Here is a 16,914-nt window from a genome sequence, read left to right as displayed (position 1 = left end):
CGATCAGCCGTTATTGTAGGGAAAGAACTTGAAGTAGGGCTGCGCCTCCTCGACCACCCGGGCGAAGGACGGCCGCTTGAGCAGGCGGTCGTGGTAGTGTTTCACGGCCGGATAGCTGTCGCCGAATGGCTCGACCTTGTTGGCGTAGAACAGCGCCGGCGAGGCCGCGCAGTCGGCCATGGTGAAGGTAGGCCCGGCCGCCCAGAGTTTCGAGCGCATCTCCTCCTCGATGATCGCATAGGCGTTGCGCAGTTGCGCGCGCGCCTCATCGACCCCGAACGGATCGGTCTTGTCCTGCGGGCGCAACCTGTCGCCGACGATCTTCTGCATCGGCGCCTGCACGTAGAAATCGTAGAAACGGTCGGCCTGGCGGACCTGGAGAGCAAGGTCGGCCTCGGCCGGGATAAGCTCAACCGGCCCGGGATAATGCGCCGCCAGATATTCGATGACGATGGTCGATTCCAGCACCGTGCGGTTGCGTGCATCGTCACGCAGCGCCGGCATCTTGCCGGTCGGGGACACCTTCAGGAACGCTGCCCGCGACTGCTCATCGCCGAGGTCGACGATAACCGGCGTGAAGGGCGTATCGTTCTCGTAAAACGCTATCAGCGGTTTCCAGCAGAACGATGCCAGCGGATGGAAATGGAAGGTCAGGGACATTTTTTGCTCGTCTGTTTGCGGTTCGTCGATGCTGGAGCGGTGCCAGCCAGCGCCAACACTGAAGCATTTACTTAACTATTTCCGTGAGGCGAATGTGTCAAGGTTCCAGACTGCCTTCAGGGTTTGGTATGCGCCACGATGGCGGCAACGATCGTGCCCCAGTCGTCGGGATGCAGTTCGTGGCCACCGCCTTCGACGCGGACAAGCCGCCCGCCGGCAACAGCGTCGGCAAGGGCTGCGCCATGCTCGACCGGAAAGATCGGATCCGATGTCCCGTGAATGACGAGCAGCGGAACCTTGATCTCGCGCAGGCGTCCTTTCAGATCCTCGCAGCTCTTCAGCATGAAATGGTTAGTCGCGCTCAGGAAGCCGCCGGATCGGTCGTAGTCCCGTTCGACGAACGCCCGCATCGCCTTCTCGTCGAAGGGATGCGCGGTGCTGGCGATCGCACGCGCATCCTTGACGACGAAGCCGACCACCTGGTCGCGGTTCGACCAGTCGACTCTGGCGCCATCGGCCGAGTGCTCCATATAGGCTTCGGTCGTTCCCGGCAGCTGCGATGTGTCGATCCCCACCGGCGAACTGCTGATTACGGTCAGCGAGATGACACGCAAGGGATGTTTCAACACCAGTCGTTGCGCGATCATGCCGCCCATCGACATCCCGATCACATGCGCCTTGCCGATGCCGCAACTGTCGAGGACGCGCACCGCATCGTCCGCCATGTCGTCGAACGTATACGGCGGCTCGCCCGGCGTATATTTGGTCGACAGGCCGGTGTCACGATTGTCGTAGCGGATCACGAAGTGGCCTTCGCCGGCGAGCTTTCTGCAGAGCGCCTCCGGCCACCAGAGCATCGAGGCCATGGCGCCCATGATCAGCAGAATGGCTGGATCTCCGGGATCGCCAAACGTCTGGGAGACGATTTCGGGTGCTGCGGCCCTTGTCATGGGACTCTCCTCCTATCGGCCAATCAAAGGCCAATCAAACTGGTTGCATTTTGCAATCGGTTGCACGATAATAAAACTGATACGATAATGCAACCGGTTTTTGAGGAGAGTCGGATGAAAACCGAACACCGCTCGGGATGCCCTATCAATCTGTCGCTGGAAGTGTTCGGCGATCGCTGGAGCCTGATCATCCTGCGCGACATGATTTTTGGCGGCAAACGCCACTTTCGCGAACTGCTCAACGGCTCGATCGAGGGCATCGCTTCCAATATCCTGGCCGACCGGCTGAAGCGGCTGATGGAACTCGGCATGCTGACCAAGGCCGACGACCCCTCGCACAAGCAGAAGGCGATCTACAGCCTGACCGAGATGGCCATCACGCTGGTGCCGATCATGGCGCATCTCGGCGCTTGGGGCCGCGTCTGGCTGCCGGTGAGCGAGGAGCTTTCGATCCGCGCCGAGCTGCTGGAGAAAGGCGGGCCGCCAATGTGGGAGCAGTTCATGGACGAGTTGCGCCACGACCATCTGGGCACGCCTGTCGCCACACCCGCGCAGCCTTCCGTCCGCGCTACATTGCAGGCCGGATATGAGGCGGTGGTAGCCCGCAAGGCGTCGAGCGGCATCGAGGCCCCGGCCGCTTGACCAACTTATTTCCCCATTATCAGGCCGGCTCTGCTATCAAGGGGCTGAAAAACATAATTTACGGGATTGGATAACGCTCTTGGTCGAGAACTCTAAGGATACTGCCCGCGCCAGGGCAGATATGCGTTTCAAGAAGCAGGAAGAGGCAGCCACGGTGCGGCAAAAGGCGATGGCGGAGTATGTCGCCGAGGCCGACGCCCGCCAGGCCAAGACCAACAAGCTCCGGGCATTGCGCCTTGCCAAGGAAGCGGAAGACCTCGCCAACGCCCCTGCCGTTCCGGTCAAGAAAGCGCCCCGAGCCAAGAAAAAATAGCGCGGCCTTCTTCATCGACGCCCGATCTGGATGCCGGCGGATCGTATCGGCCATGTGCCACGATCAGCAATGCCCGCCATTTCCGCTTTCCCACGCGAGGCAATTTCAACCGCAACCGGGATTTCGCATCCCGCATGTCAGGCGATGATTGACGCGTTTTGATCAGGAGACAGCCATGACCGCACTGACCCTCGAAAAAGCCAAGCACATCATCGACGCCGCCTTCGCCAAGGGCGCCGAGCTGAAGCTCAAGCCGCTCGGCGTTTCCGTGCTGGATGCCGGCGCGCATCTCGTCGCCTTCCAGCGTCAGGACGGCGCCTCGTTCCTGCGCCCGCAAATGTCGGCCGGCAAGGCCTATGGGGCGCTGGCCATCGGCATGGGCTCGCGCCGTGTCGAGGCTTTCGCCAAGGAGCGGCCGCATCTCGTCGCCGGCATTTCGGACGTTTCGGGTGGACGCGTATTGCCGGTCGTCGGCGGCGTGTTGATCCGCGACAAGGCAGGCGCCGTCATCGGCGCCGTCGGAATTTCGGGCGATACGTCGGACAATGACGAGGCCGCCGCCATCGCCGGCATCGAAGCGGCGGGCTTCACCGCCGATCCGGGCTGAGGGGGAGCTTCGTCATCCCAGGGCGAAGCAGGAGCGAAGCTCCGTCGCGAAGACCCCGGGATCCATGCCGCGACCTTTGCCGCAAGTGTAAGCGGAGCAGAATTCTGAACCATTGCAACGCCTTAGCTTCACGGAATGGATCCCAAGGTCTGCGCCGCGTCGCTTCGCTCCTTGCTTCGCCCCAGGAGGACCAGAAAGAGCAGCCACGCCAATCGCGAACGGATGCGACCGAAGGCGGCTAGTTCAAATTTATGTCTCTACTCGCCGACCGCATCGACACCGAAAACCCGGCCAGCACATCGAACAGGGCGATCACCATCAGCGTGAAGAAGACGGAGTGCGCCGCGCCCTTCACCAGCAGGAACTCGACCAGGAACGCCACGAAGACCAGCGTCGACAACAGATGGTCCATGATCGAGGCGTTCGTGGTGCGCACCGACTTCACCATTTCGAGGAACAGGAAGATCAGCCCGATCACCACCATCAGGTCGCCGAGCGTCATCGAGAACACCCCGCCCGACATCATGCTGAACGAGAAGATCTCGGTCGCCCACGGATCGTCGCCGCTGCCGAATATTCCGAGGAGTCCGAGATTGTAGGCCACGAAGGGCACGATCAGCAGCGGGATGGCACCGAACATCAGGCGTCTCCTCTAGCAATTCCAGGAAAGCGGTTTCCCAAGGAATTGCGAACAATGGGGGCACCTTCTGTAGAATGCCCCGCAGGCACGCCGTCAAGATTTTTCGCTAGCGCCCGCAAACACGGAAAAAGACCGCGCGAAACAACCCTGTCAGCCACAGTTGCCCCGGCTGACCACCGACACGCCGGATTCAGCGCTTGAACTGGCCTGTCCGCACGGCGGCGCCGATAGCGTTGAGGATGAAAAGGCCGGCGGTCATCGAGGTGATCTCGTTGACGTCGCGCGCCGGCGCGATCTCGACGATGTCGATGCCGACGACACGTCCCTTGGCGAACAGCCCCTTGATCAGTTCGATCGTCTGCCGGTAGCTGATGCCGCCAGGCGCCGGCCCTTCGACCGCCGGCATGACAGCGGGATCGAGACCGTCGGCATCGATGGTCAGGTAATAGCGGCCACGGTCCGGGATGCGCTTGAGCAGCGCCGCCGTACCGATATCCTGCCATTCATTGGCGGTGACGATGTTGGAGCCGTAGGCGCGGGCCGCCTCGACCTCCTCGAGCCGGGCGCTGCCCTGGCCGCGGATGCCGAGCTGGAAAATCCCGGCTATATGCGCCATCTCCGAAGCGCGGCGGATGGGGCTGGAATAGCCTTCCCTGACCCCGTTGACATTGTCGCGCCAGTCGAGATGGGCATCGATCTGAACCAGGGTGATCGGCCCTTCGCCGTCAAGCGCCCGCAGGATCGGGATTGGAATGCCGTGATCGCCGCCAATGGTGATCGGCAAGGCGCCGGCGACGCGGATCTTGCGGATCGCCGTTTCGGCCAACCTGTAGTGGCTGCCGGCGGCATCGCCGGGGACATCGCCGACATCGACCACCTTGACGTCCTGCCCGTCGAACAGGGTTCCGCCAATGTCGAAATCATAGCGGTCGAGCCCGAGGCTGATGCGCTGCGAGGCGCGCCGCACCGCGGTCGGCGCGTTGGTCTGGTCGTTGACCAGCTCGTCGATCGTGTAGGGACTGCCGTAAGGCATGCCGATGATGGCGACATCCGCCTTCAGCGCATCGAGGTCCTCGACCAGCGGGAAGTTCATGAAGGTCTGGAAGATATCGCGGGGTGCTGTGGTGAGCTTGGTCATGCGGTCCCTCTGAAGCCGGTCGATCATCGCGCGGAAGCGCCGCGACAAGGCATGCGGACTCAATACAGCACCGCCGCCGCAGCTTGTATCGCCACGGACGCCCGGTCTTTGGCATAGTTGGCGGCGCGGCGCGCACCAAACGCAAAAAAACCGGCCAATGGCCGGTTCTTTTGGCATCAAACCCTTCGAAAGCTGGTCTCAGCTTTCCTTGGGCGTCAGCACCTGGCGACCGCGATACATGCCGGTCTTCAGGTCGATATGGTGCGGGCGGCGCATTTCGCCGGAATTCTTGTCCTCGACATAGGTCGGGGCCTTGAGAGCGTCGGCCGAGCGGCGCATGCCGCGCTTGGACGGAGAGGTTTTTCGTTTCGGAACGGCCATGGATATGCTCCACTACATGGTCAAAATGCCCCGATAGCCCTCGTGAAAGGGCCGCGTCAGGGCCATAATCTGAGAAAGTCGGGTGCCTATACACGCCCTGCGCCGTTTTGGCCAGCACCGTGGCGATTTTTTTTGAGCCGGCAGCGGTTCGACCTAATCAAGACAACCGACATACGCGCCCGAACGGCCGGCGCGGCGTTCGATCAGCGACGCCAGGCGCCGCAGACCCGGACCGGGCTTGGCCGGATTGCGGGCGATCGGATTGGGCAACGAGACGGCGAGCAATGCCGCCTGCCGCCGCGACAGCTGCTTGGCCGAAACGCCGAAATGATGCTGCGCCGCCGCCTCGATGCCGTAAATGCCCGGCCCCCATTCGGCGATGTTGAGATAGATTTCCATGATCCGCCGTTTCGACATCACCGCATCGAAATAGACGGCCAGCGGCAGTTCGACCACCTTGCGCACCGAGCCCAGCGGCCGCGACCACAGGAAAAGGTTCTTCACCGTCTGCATGGTGATGGTCGAGGCGCCGCGCGTCGCCTCGCCGGCCAGCGCATCGTCGACGACGCCGCGCAATTCGCCGAGATCGATGCCGCGATGGAAGCAGAACTGACCGTCCTCCGACATGATCACCGAATTGGCCAGCACCGGCGACACATCGTCGATCGACACCCAACGCCGGTCGTAACCGGAGAAGGTCGCGAGGTCTTTGACCATCAAGGTCGATATCGGATGCACGAAGGACGGCAGATAGAGGAAGGTCAGCCCAATGGGTATCGCCGCCAGCACGACGGCGACGACCAGGCCGCGCCGTGCCAGGCGCTTCAGACCGGCGCGGTTCACACGCCTTGGTCGCGCCATCTCAAACCCTTCGGTTTCATGATCGACGATCGGTTCCGTCAAGCCGCCCCCACCCGCGCCACTCTCCCGCCTCCGGCATAATGGCGCGAGGCTTCTTGCGCAACGTCTGAGTGTCGGCTACCGCTCCCGGCCATGACGAAAGACGAGCAATTGGCCTTTGAGGCCGGACTTCTGGGGCGGGCGGCGGCGATCGAGGCCGGGCTCAGGCTGCTGCTCGACGGCCGCACGCTTGCCGGCGAGATCGCCCGGCCGGAGCGTCTGATGGCGGCCATGCGCCATGGCGTGCTGAACGGCGGCAAGCGGCTGCGCCCCTTCCTGGTCATGGAAAGTGCCGCCCTTTTTGGCGCCGATGGCGAGGCGGCGATGCGCGTGGCGGCGGCGCTCGAATGCGTGCATTGCTATTCGCTGATCCATGACGATCTGCCTGCCATGGACGACGACGATCTGCGCCGCGGCCAGCCGACAGTGCACAAGGCCTTCGATGAAGCCACCGCCATACTTGCCGGCGATGCGCTTCTGACGCTTGCCTTCGATGTCCTCGCCGATGAGGCGACGGCGCTGCCGGCGGAGCGCAGGGCGGCGCTGGTGCTGGCGCTGGCGCGCGCCGCCGGCACGGGGGGCATGGTCGGCGGGCAGACGCTCGATCTCGAAGCCGAGCGCAACAGGCCGGACGAGGCCGGCATCGTCCGGCTGCAGGCGATGAAAACCGGCGCGCTGATCCGCTACGCCTGCGAAGCCGGCGCGATCATTGCCGGCGCTGCACCGCAGGACCGCGACCGGCTGGCCGAATTCGGCTCGGCGGTCGGGCTTGCCTTCCAGCTCGCCGACGACCTGCTCGACCTGACCGCCGATGCCAGCCAGATGGGCAAGGCGACCGGCAAGGACGCAGCCGCCGGCAAGGCGACGCTGGTGGCGCTGCATGGCGCGAACTGGGCGCGCAGCCAGCTCCATGGGCTGGTCAAGCAGGCGCATGAATTGCTCGAGCCTTACGGTGAACAGGCAGCCTTGCTGAAGGCAGCGGCAAGCTTCGTGGCAATCCGCAACAACTGAGGTTTGGGCGATCGGATGCCGAACCGTTTTCGGAATTTGTCGGCCTTGCGCTGCCTTGCTTTGGTGTCTCTCAAATGCCCCCAAAGCAACTGGGCGCGCTATCTGACCTTGACGACGACCTTGCCCTTGGCGCGTCCTGTTTCGACGTAAGCCAGCGCCTCATTGGTCGCTTCAAAAGGAAAGACCCTGTCGACGACCGGGCGAATCGCCCCATCTTCGATGAGGGACGTGATTTTGCTCAGTTGCTCACCTTGCGCCGACATGAACAGGAACGAAAATCCCACGCCCCGGCGCTTGGCTTTGGTCCTGATACCACGGCCCAGCAGCCGCAGCAGCAGCCTTAGCACCACGTTCAGTCTCTGTTTCCTGGCAAATTCGGGATCCGGAGGACCGGAAATCGAGATGAGCTTCCCACCCGGTTTCAGCACAGTCAGGGATTTCTCAAGCGTCTTGGCGTCCTGGCTGTTCAGGACGACGTCGTAGCCCGACAGGATTTTCTCGAAGTCGTCCTTCCTGTAGTCGACGACGACATCGGCGCCGAGATCCCTGACCAGATCGTTGCTTGCCGCGCCCGCTGTTGTCGCAACGATCGCGCCGAGGTGCTTTGCCAACTGGATGGCGAATGTCCCCACGCCGCCGGAGCCAGCCTGGATGAAGATCTTCTGGCCTGTCTTCAGACCCGCCCTCTCGATGAGAGCCTGCCAGGCGGTCAGACCGACCAGCGGGATCGAGGCCGCCTCTTCCATGCTGAGGTTCGCCGGCTTCAGCGCCACGTCGGCTTCATCGATTGCGATGAATTCGGCGAATGTCCCGATCCGGCCGTCGCGCGGCCGCGCATAGACGGCGTCGCCGGGTTTGAATTTGCGGACTTTCGAGCCCACCCTGACAACCCTCCCGGCAACGTCGTGACCGAGGATGAAGGGCCGGCGATAGGGAAGGACGAGTTTGAATTCGCCGGTTCTGATTTTGGAATCCAGCAGGTTCACCCCGGCGGCATGGACCTCGACCAGGACGTCATTGTCCAGCAGCTCCGGCTCCGGCATCTCGGCCAGCCGCAAAATGCCTTTCTTGCTATATTTATCGACAACGAATGCCTTCATGGCAGTGACTTTCTGAAAGTGTCTGTTGGCCTGCTGTCTGTGCGTGAAATTCTCCGTCCCGCCGTTGTTCAGACCGGCAAGCGGAACTGCTTGCGCAAGGTCTTGTCGAACATCTCCGCGGGGGCGAAGCGGCGCAGCAGGCTGACCTGGCGCGCTGCCTTCCCTGCGGTATAGCGCCGTCGCGGACGGGCGTCGGTCGCTGCCTTGACGACCACATCCGCCACCACTTCCGGCCGATCGGCTTTGGGCATCACATCGGCAAGCAGCGCCTTGAGACCGGCGCGCGCCTGATCGTAGTCCTTCAACAGGGAATCCGGCTCGATGCCGTTCTGGTCGAAGACGGTGCGCACGAATGCCGGCTCGATGACCGAGACGCGAATGTTGAAGGCGCGAACCTCATGATCGAGCGATTCCGAATAGCCCTCCAGCGCGTGCTTGACCGCCGAGTAGTGCGCTGAGTATGGCGCGGGCACCAATCCCAGAATCGAGCCGATGTTGACGATGCGCCCTTGGCCGCGGCGCCGCATCGACGGCAACACCGCATTGGTCATGCGCATGACGCCGAACAGATTGACGTCGAACAGAGCCTGCACCTGTGCGACCGAAGATTCCTCGGCACCGCCAAGCAGGCCGACACCGGCATTGTTCACCAGCAGATCGATACGACCGGTCTGGGCCAGCACGGTTGCAACGAGGGCGCTGACCGACTCCCCGTCGGTCACGTCGCAGGTCAGCATGGACACCTGCGCCGGGCCGTTGCCGGCCTTGCTGCGGCTTGTCCCGAAGACGGTATACCCCGCCCGCGCCAAGGCCTCGGCACTGGCGCGGCCGATGCCCGAAGAGGCTCCGGTCACGACTGCGGTTCTTCCCGAAAGGGTACTCATTTGATACTCCACAGACATGAGGGCTAGCTTTTTGCCGTTGATTGAATTATGATCGTAATATCACATTACACCTATAATGCAATAGCAGAAAGGAAGAGCGCCATGCGCTACGAAAAGGGCCGAAAGGACGCCTCTCGCGATCGCATCGTCGAGGTCGCAGCCCAGCGTTTTCGCGGTGACGGCATCGCCGCGTCCGGACTGGCAGCCATCATGGGCGACGCCGGACTGACGAACGGAGCCTTCTATCCGCATTTCCAGTCCAAGGCGGAGCTTGTGCGTGAAAGCCTTGTAGCGGCACTGGAGGCCCAGTCGCAGCAACTGCAGGAGGTATTGGCAGCCGGTGGTCCGGAGATGGGCATAGCGGCGTATCTGTCAGCTGAGCACCGGGACAATCCGGGAGCCGGCTGCGCGTCGGCCGCCCTGTTGCCGGAACTCGCGCGTCAGCCGCCCGAAACGCGCCAAGTCTACACCGAACGCTTGCTGGTTTTGGTGCGCCAGTTGTCTGCAGCGCTTCCGCAGGCCAGGGATCCGGAAGGCGTTGCCACGGGCGTCTTTGCGACCCTCATCGGCGCGCTTCAACTGGCCCGCGCGGTGGCAGGGACCGAATTGTCGGATCGCTTCCTTGCGGCAGGAGCAGATGCCGCGCGCAGGCTGATCCAGCCACGTGACGGGGAGAAGGCATCCTAGAGGTCGGTGGCGGCAGCGGCAAAGGGCAGCCCTGACATCGTCCTCGGGTCGCACACAGGAAGGGCCGGCTTTTGGAGGCGGGCCGAACCGGTATTTCGCTCCGATTCAATCGGGTCTAACGCAGATGCCTGAGCTTGTCGGGATTGCGCATGACATAGACGGCCGCGATCTTCCCGTCCTCGATGTCAAGCGCGGTCGTCTGCAGTTCGCCATCGGCCTCCCGCGTGACGAACCCCGGCAGTCCATTGACGAAGCCGATGCGCACCAGCGTCGAGCGATTGTCGCGCAGCCAGGCCGCGACTTGCGCGTATTGCTTCATGACGGCGTCGAAGCCCAGCACCGGCGCCAAAGCCGCCGGACGCTTGCCGCCGCCATCGGCATGAGCGCTGACATCTTCCGTCAGCAGCGCGCCGAGCGCCTGCATGTCGCCGCTGCGCGATGCCGCGAAAAAGGCTTCGGCGATCTCCAGGCCACGCTGCTTCTCCACCTTGAAGCGAGGCCGCGCCTCGCGGACATGGCCCCGTGCGCGAGCGGCAAGCTGGCGGCAGGCGGCTGAATCGCGCTCGATGGCGGTCGCGACCTCCTCGAATTCCAGCCCGAACACATCGTGCAGCAGAAAGGCCGCCCGCTCGAGCGGCGAAAGCCGCTCCAGCGCCAACATCAGCGGCAAGGTGACATCTTCAAGATCGTCCTCTTCGACGATCGGCTCGGGCAGCCAAGGGCCGATATAGGTCTCGCGCTGGCGCCGCGTGGATTTGAGCTGGTCAAGGCAAAGCCGCGTCACCGTGCGGCGCAGGAACGCTTCTGGCTCGCGAACCTGCGAGCGGTCGGTCCCCATCCAGCGGATGAAGGCATCCTGCACGACATCCTCGGCGTCGCTCACCGAGCCCAGCATGCGATAGGCGACCCGCATCAGCTTCGGACGCAGCGGGCCGAAGCCCGCTGCCGCGTCGTCGGGTGCCGTCGCCGTCATCAGGCCGCCTTGGCGCTGGCGCGTATCGTTGCTGCGTCGGTGTAGAGCCCGAAGCCAACGGCGATGCGGTTCCAGCCATTGATGATGTTGATCAAAACGGTGAGCTTCACCTGCTCCTCCTCGGTGAAATGCGCCTTAAGATCATCATAGGCGCTTTCGCGGTCCTGTCCTTCCGAGAGGCGCGTCAGCGCATCGGTCCAGCCGAGCGCGGCACGCTCGCGGTCGCTGTAGCAGGGCGCTTCGCGCCAGGCCGGCAGCAGATAGATGCGCTGCTCGGTCTCGCCATTCTCGCGCGCTTCGGTGGCATGCAGATTGATGCAGTTGGCGCAGCCATTGATCTGCGACGCCCGAAGCTTCACCAGCTCGTTGAGGCTGTGCTCGAGCCCGGCGGCGACGGAGAGTTCGGTCGATGCGCGCTGCCACTGCTTGATCAGCGCAGGGGCGGCGGCGAAGAGGTCGATCTTGGCGGTCATGATTGCAGTCCTTGTGTTGGGTACGCCATCATGACGAGACAAGACCGGCCGGTGTGACATTCAGGCTGGATTTTTTCGAAGGTGCTTTCCCGGCGCGTTCAATCGTCTTTGATCAGCACGATCTTCGCCGGATCGAAATCGATCCCGACCATCGTCCCTTCCGCCACGGCGGGTGTGACATCAGGCGATGTCGCGAACAGTTCGACCGCCGGATCGCTGATCGCGATGCGGTATTCCATGTGGTCGCCGAGATACGAGCTCTTGACCACCCGGCCCTTCATGGTGCCCGCTGGCTGGCCGGGCAAGATGCGCACGGCATTCGGGCGCACAGCGAGCATCGCCGGCCCCGGAGCGTTACCGCGACCCGGCATGTCGAGCAGCAAGGGTCCGACCTTGACCCTTGCACTGGTCGCATTGCTGGAAAGCACCTCGACGTCGAGCAGATTGGCGTCGCCCATGAAGTCGGCGATGAAGCGGTTGGTCGGCTCGTTGTAGAGGTCGCGCGGCGTGCCGTCCTGGGCGACGCGAGCGGCGTTCATGACGATGATGCGGTCGGAGACGGCGAGCGCCTCTTCCTGGTCATGCGTGACATAGACCATGGTCAGCGCCAGATCTTGCTGGAGACCCCGGATTTCGTCGCGCACGCGCCGGCGCAGCTTGGCGTCGAGATTGGACAGCGGCTCGTCGAACAGCAGCACCTTCGGCTCCAGTACGATGGCTCGCGCCACCGCGACGCGCTGCTGCTGGCCGCCGGACAATTCGCTCGGCTGGCGCTTCTCGTAGCCGGACAGGCCGACAAGCGACAGCTTTTCGGCGGCGCGCTCGGCTGCCTGCGCCTTGCCAAGCCCCATAGCCCGCAAGCCGTAGCTGACATTCTCCATCACGTTCATGTGCGGGAACAGCGCATAGGACTGGAACACCATGGAGACATCTCGCTCGGCGGCGGACAGCAAGGTGACGTCCTTGTCGTCGATCAGGATGCGCCCGGTGCTGGTCTGTTCCAGCCCGGCGATCAGCCGCAGCGTCGTCGTCTTGCCGCAACCCGAGGGCCCGAGCAGCGTCACCAGGCTGGCCGGCGCGATGTCGAAGCTGACATTGTCGACGGCGATCACCGCGCCGTATTTCTTGGTGACGCCCTCGAACCGCACGGCCGGCCTGTCCGTGACAACCGGGGCAGCATTCTTCGCCGTCTGATCCACGCCGCTTCTCCCCATCAGATTGCCGCCACGACGGCTTCCGGACCCGCACGGCGCCGGCCGAGCCGGCGTTCGCCGACCAGCAGCTGGATGCCGATGAGGATGACCATCATGACAACGATCATCACCGCCGAATAGACAATCGCGATGCCGTATTCGCCGACATCTGCGCGCCCGACAATGTAGACCGTGGCGAGATTGAACCGGCCGCTCGCCAGGAAGATGACGGCGCTGACCGCCGTCACCGCGCGCACGAAACTGTAGATCATCGCGGTCACGATCGCCGGCTTCAGGATCGGCAGGATCACCCGCCGCAAGGTAGCAAAAGACCGCGCCCCAAGCGTCAGCGATGCCTCGTCCAGGCTCTTGTCGATCTGTCCGAGATTGGCAAGCCCGGCACGGATCGCCACCGGCATGTTGCGGAAGATGAAGGAGATGACGATGATCAGCCCGGTGCCGGTCAACTGCACCGGCGGCACGTTGAAGGCAAGGATATAGCTGACGCCGATCACCGTGCCGGGAATGGCGAAACTCATCATGGCCAGGAACTCGAACATGGTACGCCCGGCGAAACGCTGCCGGTCGAGCAGATAGGCCGTCAGGATGCCGAGCGCCGCGGTGAACGGCATCGCCACCAGCGCCAGGCCGATGGTCATCAGCAGCGACGGCCAGGCCGAGCCGCTGAAAAACCAGCCATTGACGCCTTTCTCGATCGAAAAGGCGGTGAGGAAATATTGGAGCGTCGGCGTGTTGTCGCGCCCGATCGATTGCACGAAACCGCCGCCCAGGATGATGCCGTAGACCACGATGGTCAGAACCAGCCACGGAACGACGGCGGCGTAGCAGCCGATCCGCAAGGCCTTGGGCAGCGTCGCCGGTACACCGCCATCGCCCTTGCCTGCGACGGTGACGTAGCTGCGGCTGCCGATCCAGCGGCGCTGGATGACGAAGGCTGCCAGCGTGAACATCAACAGCACGATCGCCAGCACCGCCGCGCGGCCCTGGTCGTGCGCCGCACCGACCACTGCAAAGAAGATGTCGGTCGACAGCACGTTGAAGTTTCCGCCCAGCACCAGCGGATTGGCGAAATCGGCCATGCTCTCGATGAACGAAATCAGGAAGGCGCTGGCCAGCCCCGGCCGGATCAACGGCCAGGTGACGGTGCGAAACGTGCGCCAGCGGCTGGCGCGCAGGGTTTGTGATGCTTCCTCCATGCTTGGGCTGACCCCTTGCAGCACGCCGACCAGAACCAGGAAGGCGATCGGCGTGAAGGCCAGCACCTGCGCGATGGTGATGCCGGCCATGCCATAGATCCAGCGGCTGCGCGGAATGCCGAGATGCACCGACATGAGGTTGGTGACGATGCCGGCGCGGCCGAAAAGCAGGATCAGCGCCAGGCCGATGACAAAGGGCGGCGTGATGATCGGCAGGATGGACAGGCCGCGCAGCAGCCATTTGGCCGGCAGCTTGGTGCGAAGCGCAATCAGCGCCAGAGCCAGCCCAAGCGCCGTGCAGAAAAAGCCGACGAGGACTGCGATCGCCACCGTGTTCCACGCCACGCCGCAGGGGCCCTCGCCATAGAGGCAGCGCAGGCTCCATATGTTGGCGCTGAAGATCTTTTCGACGAACAGCGCCGGCACGACATTGCCGTCATTGTCCTGGATGGCCGAGGTGAGGATCGACAGCAGCGGATAGGCGACGAACAGGATCAGCGAAGCAATCACGATTGAGAGCGAGCCGACGACGAAACGGTCGCCCTTGCACCAGCCGCGCGCGGCGAGCGCCTCGGCGATGAACATCAGCATCGCCACGGCATAGAGCGCCGCACCCCAGCCGAGCCCCGGCTGTATCGGTCCCGGCGTGCCGGCGATCCGGGTAAGCAAGCCAAATCCCCAGCCCGAATGGATGATGGAAAAGCCTTCGATGGCCAGCCACAGCAGGCCCGCCGCGCCTGCAACCGCCAGGCTCTTGGGGTTGTTGCGCGCCACCAGCCAGCTCGCCAGCAGAAGCGGCAGGACAAGCGGCAACAGCCAGGGCCGGCCACCGAGCGCCAGCATGATGGCCGGCGTCGCATCCGCCGGCTGTGCAAGCCACTCGAACGACAGGAAGCCGCCTTCGACCTTGTACCAAGGCAAGAGCACGAAGCTCGCCCACGCGGCCATCACCCAGGCGAGCGCGCTGCGTCCAGGAGCGGAACTGACCATGGAACCGGCCGCGGCCATTCAATGTCTTTCTGTGCCAAAGGATGGTGCGCCGGCTGCCGCGAGGGGCAGCCGGCGATCAGATGCTAGAGTGAGCGCGAAAGAACGCGCTCAGCCGCCATTGCGGACCTCATCGGTGAACTTCTTCAACAGCCGCTTGCGTTCGGCCGACGAGCCGTATTTGGCGAAGTCGTAGTCGATCAGCTTGATCTTCGAGAGGTCCGGCGCCTCGGGCGGCACCGGCGTGGCGGTGTTCGACGGGATCTGGAAGCTGCCGTTCGGCGCCGCGAGCTTCTGCGCTTCCGGGCTCAGCGCCCAGTCGTAGAATTTCTGCGCCTCTTCGACATGCTTGGCGCCCGTCACGATGCTCATCGAGCCGATCTCGAAGCCGGTGCCCTCGCAAGGCGAAACCACCTTCACCGCCGGGTTCTGCTTGGCCGCGTTGATGACGTCGTGCTGGAAGGAGATGCCGATCAGCGTCTCGCCCTTGCCGACGGCGAGCGCCGGCGCGGCCCCTGCCTTGGTGTATTCGGCGATGTTCTTGTTGAGCTGCTTGAGATAGTCGAATGCCTTGTCCTCGCCCATCAGCTGGACGATGGTGGCAAGCATGGTCCAGGCCGTGCCCGATGAATTCGGATCGGCCATCTCGATCTCGCCCTGGAATTCCGGCTTGACCAGATCGGCCCAGCACGCCGGCGCGGTCAGCCCGCGCTGCTTCAGATCTTCCTCATTGTAGCCATAGCCGAGCGCACCGAGATAAATGCCGACCGTGCGGTTCTTCGACCTGTCGGCCTGCTTCAGCGCCCAGTCGCGCAAGTTTGCCAGTTGCGGCGACTTGTATTCCTGGGTGAGGCCCTCTTCCGCCGCCTGCAGATGCGGGTCGCCGGTGCCGCCCCACCAGATATCGGCTTGCGGATTGTCCTTCTCGGCCCGGAGGCGGGCGTAGATTTCGCCGGCGCTCATGCGGGTCATGTCGACGCTGACGCCCGTCTCCTTCTGGTAGGTGGTCGCCATCGCCCGGCACCAGGCCTCGTCGACGGCGCAATACATTGTGAGGCTGCGGTCGGCCGCCTGGGCGGCACCCGCCAATCCGAACATGGCCAGCGCCGCGCCAAGGCCAAGCCAGGCGGCGCGCAAGCCTTGCTTACTGTCAAATGTCTTCATCGATATTCCTCCCTGTCTTCTCACTGGAAACGATCTACCCGTCGTCGAGCGGCACTCCGATCACCTGGGACAATGTCGCCGCGACACCGGGTGCTGCCGCAAGCACGGGATTGCCCTTCGCCATGCCGTCGCCGTCGAGGAACCGGTTCACACGGCCGCCGGCCTCCTCCACCAGCAGCAATCCGGCCAGGCAGTCCCACGAATTGATGTGCAGCTCGGCATAGGCATCCGAGCGGCCGTCGGCCACATAGGCCAGCCCAAGCGCTCCGGAGCCGGAGCGCCGCACATTGGCGCCGAGTGCCCAGACAAGGCTCACCTTGTCCAGATAGTCGCGATTGGGAATCCTGGGCGACCAGCCGAACTCGACAAAGGCGCGGTCGAACGCTTGCGTCGGCGACACATGGATCGGCGCGCCATTGCGCGTCGCGCCGTGCCCGCGACGGGCAAAGTACGTTTCGCCGATGGCCGGATTGGCAATGCCGCCGATCTCGCTGCGGCCGTCCTCGACGAAAGCTATCGAAATGCAGAAATGCGGAATACCGCGCATGAAATTGGCGGTGCCGTCGATGGGGTCGACGACCCACATGCGGGCAGAGCCGATGCCACCGCCTTCCTCGCCCAAAAACCCGTCCTGCGGAAAAGCCTCTGCCAGCGTCGCGCGGATGTGCTCCTCGACCTTGCCGTCGGTTTCAGTGAGAAAATCCTGCGGGCCTTTCATCGCCACCGGCTGGACGGCGCCCTGCCGGGCATAGCCTTCCATCGCCAGTTGCCCGGCCGTGACAAGCAGTTTCCGGCAGACCTCGGCACGCCTGTCCATCTCGGCCTCGGACAGCCGGTCCGCCTTCGGATGCGCCGCCGCCCTGCTCATGCAGCCGGTCCGGACAATCGCGCCCTCAATGCCGTCTTCGGCGAAATGGACAGGGTATTCCTCCGATGCCACTCTTGAGCCGGCTTGTATTGCACGGCTGTGCAAAGCTGTTGCATTCGGCCATGC

The 16,914-nt window shown here is 63.7% G+C and carries 19 protein-coding genes; 5 read left to right on the top strand and 14 right to left on the bottom strand.

The features are described from left to right. Positions 1-3: 3 nt before the first annotated feature. Together X771_RS139005 and X771_RS139010 are read right to left on the bottom strand one after the other, a co-directional pair. Positions 4-660, bottom strand: a complete 657-nt coding sequence (locus X771_RS139005) for a glutathione S-transferase family protein (protein WP_023690076.1) — start codon at positions 658-660, stop codon at positions 4-6. Between the two features lie 116 nt (positions 661-776). Further along, on the bottom strand, positions 777-1,610 hold the full coding sequence (locus X771_RS139010) for an alpha/beta hydrolase (RefSeq protein ID WP_023690075.1): 834 nt from the start codon (positions 1,608-1,610) through the stop codon (positions 777-779). Between the two features lie 114 nt (positions 1,611-1,724). Between X771_RS139010 and X771_RS139015 the strand changes: the two genes are divergently transcribed. The 3 genes from X771_RS139015 (at position 1,725) to X771_RS139025 (ending at position 3,172) form a co-directional block, all read left to right on the top strand. Continuing rightward, positions 1,725-2,252 (top strand): helix-turn-helix domain-containing protein, encoded by a 528-nt coding sequence (locus X771_RS139015; RefSeq protein WP_023670151.1) that lies wholly within the window; start codon positions 1,725-1,727, stop codon positions 2,250-2,252. 79 nt (positions 2,253-2,331) lie between these two features. Then, positions 2,332-2,565 carry a hypothetical protein gene (locus X771_RS139020; RefSeq protein ID WP_023684002.1) on the top strand — a complete coding sequence of 78 codons (234 nt, stop codon included), beginning with the start codon at positions 2,332-2,334 and terminating at the stop codon, positions 2,563-2,565. Between the two features lie 175 nt (positions 2,566-2,740). Beyond that, positions 2,741-3,172: a heme-binding protein gene (locus X771_RS139025; protein ID WP_023690074.1), complete on the top strand. Its 432-nt coding sequence runs from the start codon at positions 2,741-2,743 to the stop codon at positions 3,170-3,172. A 238-nt stretch (positions 3,173-3,410) separates the two neighbouring features. Here X771_RS139025 and X771_RS139030 read toward each other — a convergent pair whose 3' ends face one another. The 4 genes from X771_RS139030 to X771_RS139045 form a co-directional block, all read right to left on the bottom strand. Next, positions 3,411-3,812 (bottom strand): hypothetical protein, encoded by a 402-nt coding sequence (locus X771_RS139030; RefSeq protein ID WP_023670154.1) that lies wholly within the window; start codon positions 3,810-3,812, stop codon positions 3,411-3,413. A gap of 190 nt (positions 3,813-4,002) precedes the next feature. Beyond that, positions 4,003-4,950 carry an agmatinase gene (locus X771_RS139035; RefSeq protein ID WP_023690073.1) on the bottom strand — a complete coding sequence of 316 codons (948 nt, stop codon included), beginning with the start codon at positions 4,948-4,950 and terminating at the stop codon, positions 4,003-4,005. A 198-nt stretch (positions 4,951-5,148) separates the two neighbouring features. Then, positions 5,149-5,331 (bottom strand): 50S ribosomal protein L32, encoded by a 183-nt coding sequence (gene rpmF, locus X771_RS139040; protein WP_008834724.1) that lies wholly within the window; start codon positions 5,329-5,331, stop codon positions 5,149-5,151. A gap of 153 nt (positions 5,332-5,484) precedes the next feature. Then, the gene (locus tag X771_RS139045; RefSeq protein WP_050586887.1) at positions 5,485-6,192 is read right to left on the bottom strand and encodes a transglycosylase domain-containing protein; all 708 of its coding nucleotides are present in this window, start codon (positions 6,190-6,192) and stop codon (positions 5,485-5,487) included. Positions 6,193-6,324: 132 nt separating this feature from the next. On the opposite strand from X771_RS139045, the gene X771_RS139050 reads away from it, so the two are divergent. Then, entirely contained in the window at positions 6,325-7,242 is a 918-nt protein-coding gene (locus tag X771_RS139050) for a polyprenyl synthetase family protein (protein ID WP_023690071.1), read from the top strand. A 98-nt stretch (positions 7,243-7,340) separates the two neighbouring features. Here X771_RS139050 and X771_RS139055 read toward each other — a convergent pair whose 3' ends face one another. Both X771_RS139055 and X771_RS139060 read right to left on the bottom strand, forming a co-directional pair. Then, positions 7,341-8,342 (bottom strand): NADP-dependent oxidoreductase, encoded by a 1,002-nt coding sequence (locus X771_RS139055; RefSeq protein ID WP_023690070.1) that lies wholly within the window; start codon positions 8,340-8,342, stop codon positions 7,341-7,343. A 68-nt stretch (positions 8,343-8,410) separates the two neighbouring features. After that, positions 8,411-9,226 carry an oxidoreductase gene (locus tag X771_RS139060; protein WP_023690069.1) on the bottom strand — a complete coding sequence of 272 codons (816 nt, stop codon included), beginning with the start codon at positions 9,224-9,226 and terminating at the stop codon, positions 8,411-8,413. Positions 9,227-9,328: 102 nt separating this feature from the next. Here X771_RS139060 and X771_RS139065 point away from each other — a divergent pair, with 102 nt between their 5' ends. Next, entirely contained in the window at positions 9,329-9,913 is a 585-nt protein-coding gene (locus tag X771_RS139065; RefSeq protein ID WP_023690068.1) for a TetR/AcrR family transcriptional regulator, read from the top strand. Positions 9,914-10,028: 115 nt separating this feature from the next. Here the strand turns inward: X771_RS139065 and X771_RS139070 are convergent, their stop codons facing one another. The 6 genes from X771_RS139070 to X771_RS139095 all read right to left on the bottom strand — a co-directional run bounded on the left by X771_RS139070 (position 10,029) and on the right by X771_RS139095 (position 16,788). Next, positions 10,029-10,886, bottom strand: a complete 858-nt coding sequence (locus X771_RS139070) for a sigma-70 family RNA polymerase sigma factor (protein ID WP_023684011.1) — start codon at positions 10,884-10,886, stop codon at positions 10,029-10,031. Then, a complete protein-coding gene (locus X771_RS139075) occupies positions 10,886-11,359 on the bottom strand; it encodes a carboxymuconolactone decarboxylase family protein (protein ID WP_023673089.1) in 474 nt (157 codons plus the stop codon). The genes X771_RS139070 and X771_RS139075 overlap by 1 nt, the downstream gene beginning before the upstream one ends. Before the next feature lie 98 nt (positions 11,360-11,457). Next, entirely contained in the window at positions 11,458-12,558 is a 1,101-nt protein-coding gene (locus X771_RS139080) for an ABC transporter ATP-binding protein (RefSeq protein ID WP_050587493.1), read from the bottom strand. A 14-nt stretch (positions 12,559-12,572) separates the two neighbouring features. Beyond that, complete coding sequence (locus tag X771_RS139085; RefSeq protein ID WP_050587496.1) at positions 12,573-14,759, bottom strand: iron ABC transporter permease; 2,187 nt, start codon at positions 14,757-14,759, stop codon at positions 12,573-12,575. 108 nt (positions 14,760-14,867) lie between these two features. Continuing rightward, entirely contained in the window at positions 14,868-15,920 is a 1,053-nt protein-coding gene (locus tag X771_RS139090) for an ABC transporter substrate-binding protein (protein WP_084023702.1), read from the bottom strand. 34 nt (positions 15,921-15,954) lie between these two features. Beyond that, a complete protein-coding gene (locus tag X771_RS139095) occupies positions 15,955-16,788 on the bottom strand; it encodes an inositol monophosphatase (protein ID WP_050587494.1) in 834 nt (277 codons plus the stop codon). Between the last annotated feature and the right edge of the window lie 126 nt (positions 16,789-16,914).

The organism is Mesorhizobium sp. LSJC269B00 (assembly GCF_000502815.1).
Taxonomy (GTDB): domain Bacteria; phylum Pseudomonadota; class Alphaproteobacteria; order Rhizobiales; family Rhizobiaceae; genus Mesorhizobium.
The sequence above is the reverse complement of the archived record's forward strand: the minus strand, read 5'-3'. Positions and strand labels throughout refer to the sequence as shown.

Coding starts and splice junctions, on each gene's coding strand:
- X771_RS139005 (WP_023690076.1), bottom strand. CDS start 660: ATGTCCCTGACCTTCCATTTCCATCCGCTGGCATCGTTCTGCTGGAAA.
- X771_RS139010 (WP_023690075.1), bottom strand. CDS start 1,610: ATGACAAGGGCCGCAGCACCCGAAATCGTCTCCCAGACGTTTGGCGAT.
- X771_RS139015 (WP_023670151.1), top strand. CDS start 1,725: ATGAAAACCGAACACCGCTCGGGATGCCCTATCAATCTGTCGCTGGAA.
- X771_RS139025 (WP_023690074.1), top strand. CDS start 2,741: ATGACCGCACTGACCCTCGAAAAAGCCAAGCACATCATCGACGCCGCC.
- X771_RS139030 (WP_023670154.1), bottom strand. CDS start 3,812: ATGTTCGGTGCCATCCCGCTGCTGATCGTGCCCTTCGTGGCCTACAAT.
- X771_RS139035 (WP_023690073.1), bottom strand. CDS start 4,950: ATGACCAAGCTCACCACAGCACCCCGCGATATCTTCCAGACCTTCATG.
- rpmF (WP_008834724.1), bottom strand. CDS start 5,331: ATGGCCGTTCCGAAACGAAAAACCTCTCCGTCCAAGCGCGGCATGCGC.
- X771_RS139045 (WP_050586887.1), bottom strand. CDS start 6,192: ATGGCGCGACCAAGGCGTGTGAACCGCGCCGGTCTGAAGCGCCTGGCA.
- X771_RS139050 (WP_023690071.1), top strand. CDS start 6,325: ATGACGAAAGACGAGCAATTGGCCTTTGAGGCCGGACTTCTGGGGCGG.
- X771_RS139055 (WP_023690070.1), bottom strand. CDS start 8,342: ATGAAGGCATTCGTTGTCGATAAATATAGCAAGAAAGGCATTTTGCGG.
- X771_RS139060 (WP_023690069.1), bottom strand. CDS start 9,226: ATGAGTACCCTTTCGGGAAGAACCGCAGTCGTGACCGGAGCCTCTTCG.
- X771_RS139065 (WP_023690068.1), top strand. CDS start 9,329: ATGCGCTACGAAAAGGGCCGAAAGGACGCCTCTCGCGATCGCATCGTC.
- X771_RS139070 (WP_023684011.1), bottom strand. CDS start 10,886: ATGACGGCGACGGCACCCGACGACGCGGCAGCGGGCTTCGGCCCGCTG.
- X771_RS139075 (WP_023673089.1), bottom strand. CDS start 11,359: ATGACCGCCAAGATCGACCTCTTCGCCGCCGCCCCTGCGCTGATCAAG.
- X771_RS139085 (WP_050587496.1), bottom strand. CDS start 14,759: ATGGTCAGTTCCGCTCCTGGACGCAGCGCGCTCGCCTGGGTGATGGCC.
- X771_RS139090 (WP_084023702.1), bottom strand. CDS start 15,920: ATGAAGACATTTGACAGTAAGCAAGGCTTGCGCGCCGCCTGGCTTGGC.
- X771_RS139095 (WP_050587494.1), bottom strand. CDS start 16,788: ATGAGCAGGGCGGCGGCGCATCCGAAGGCGGACCGGCTGTCCGAGGCC.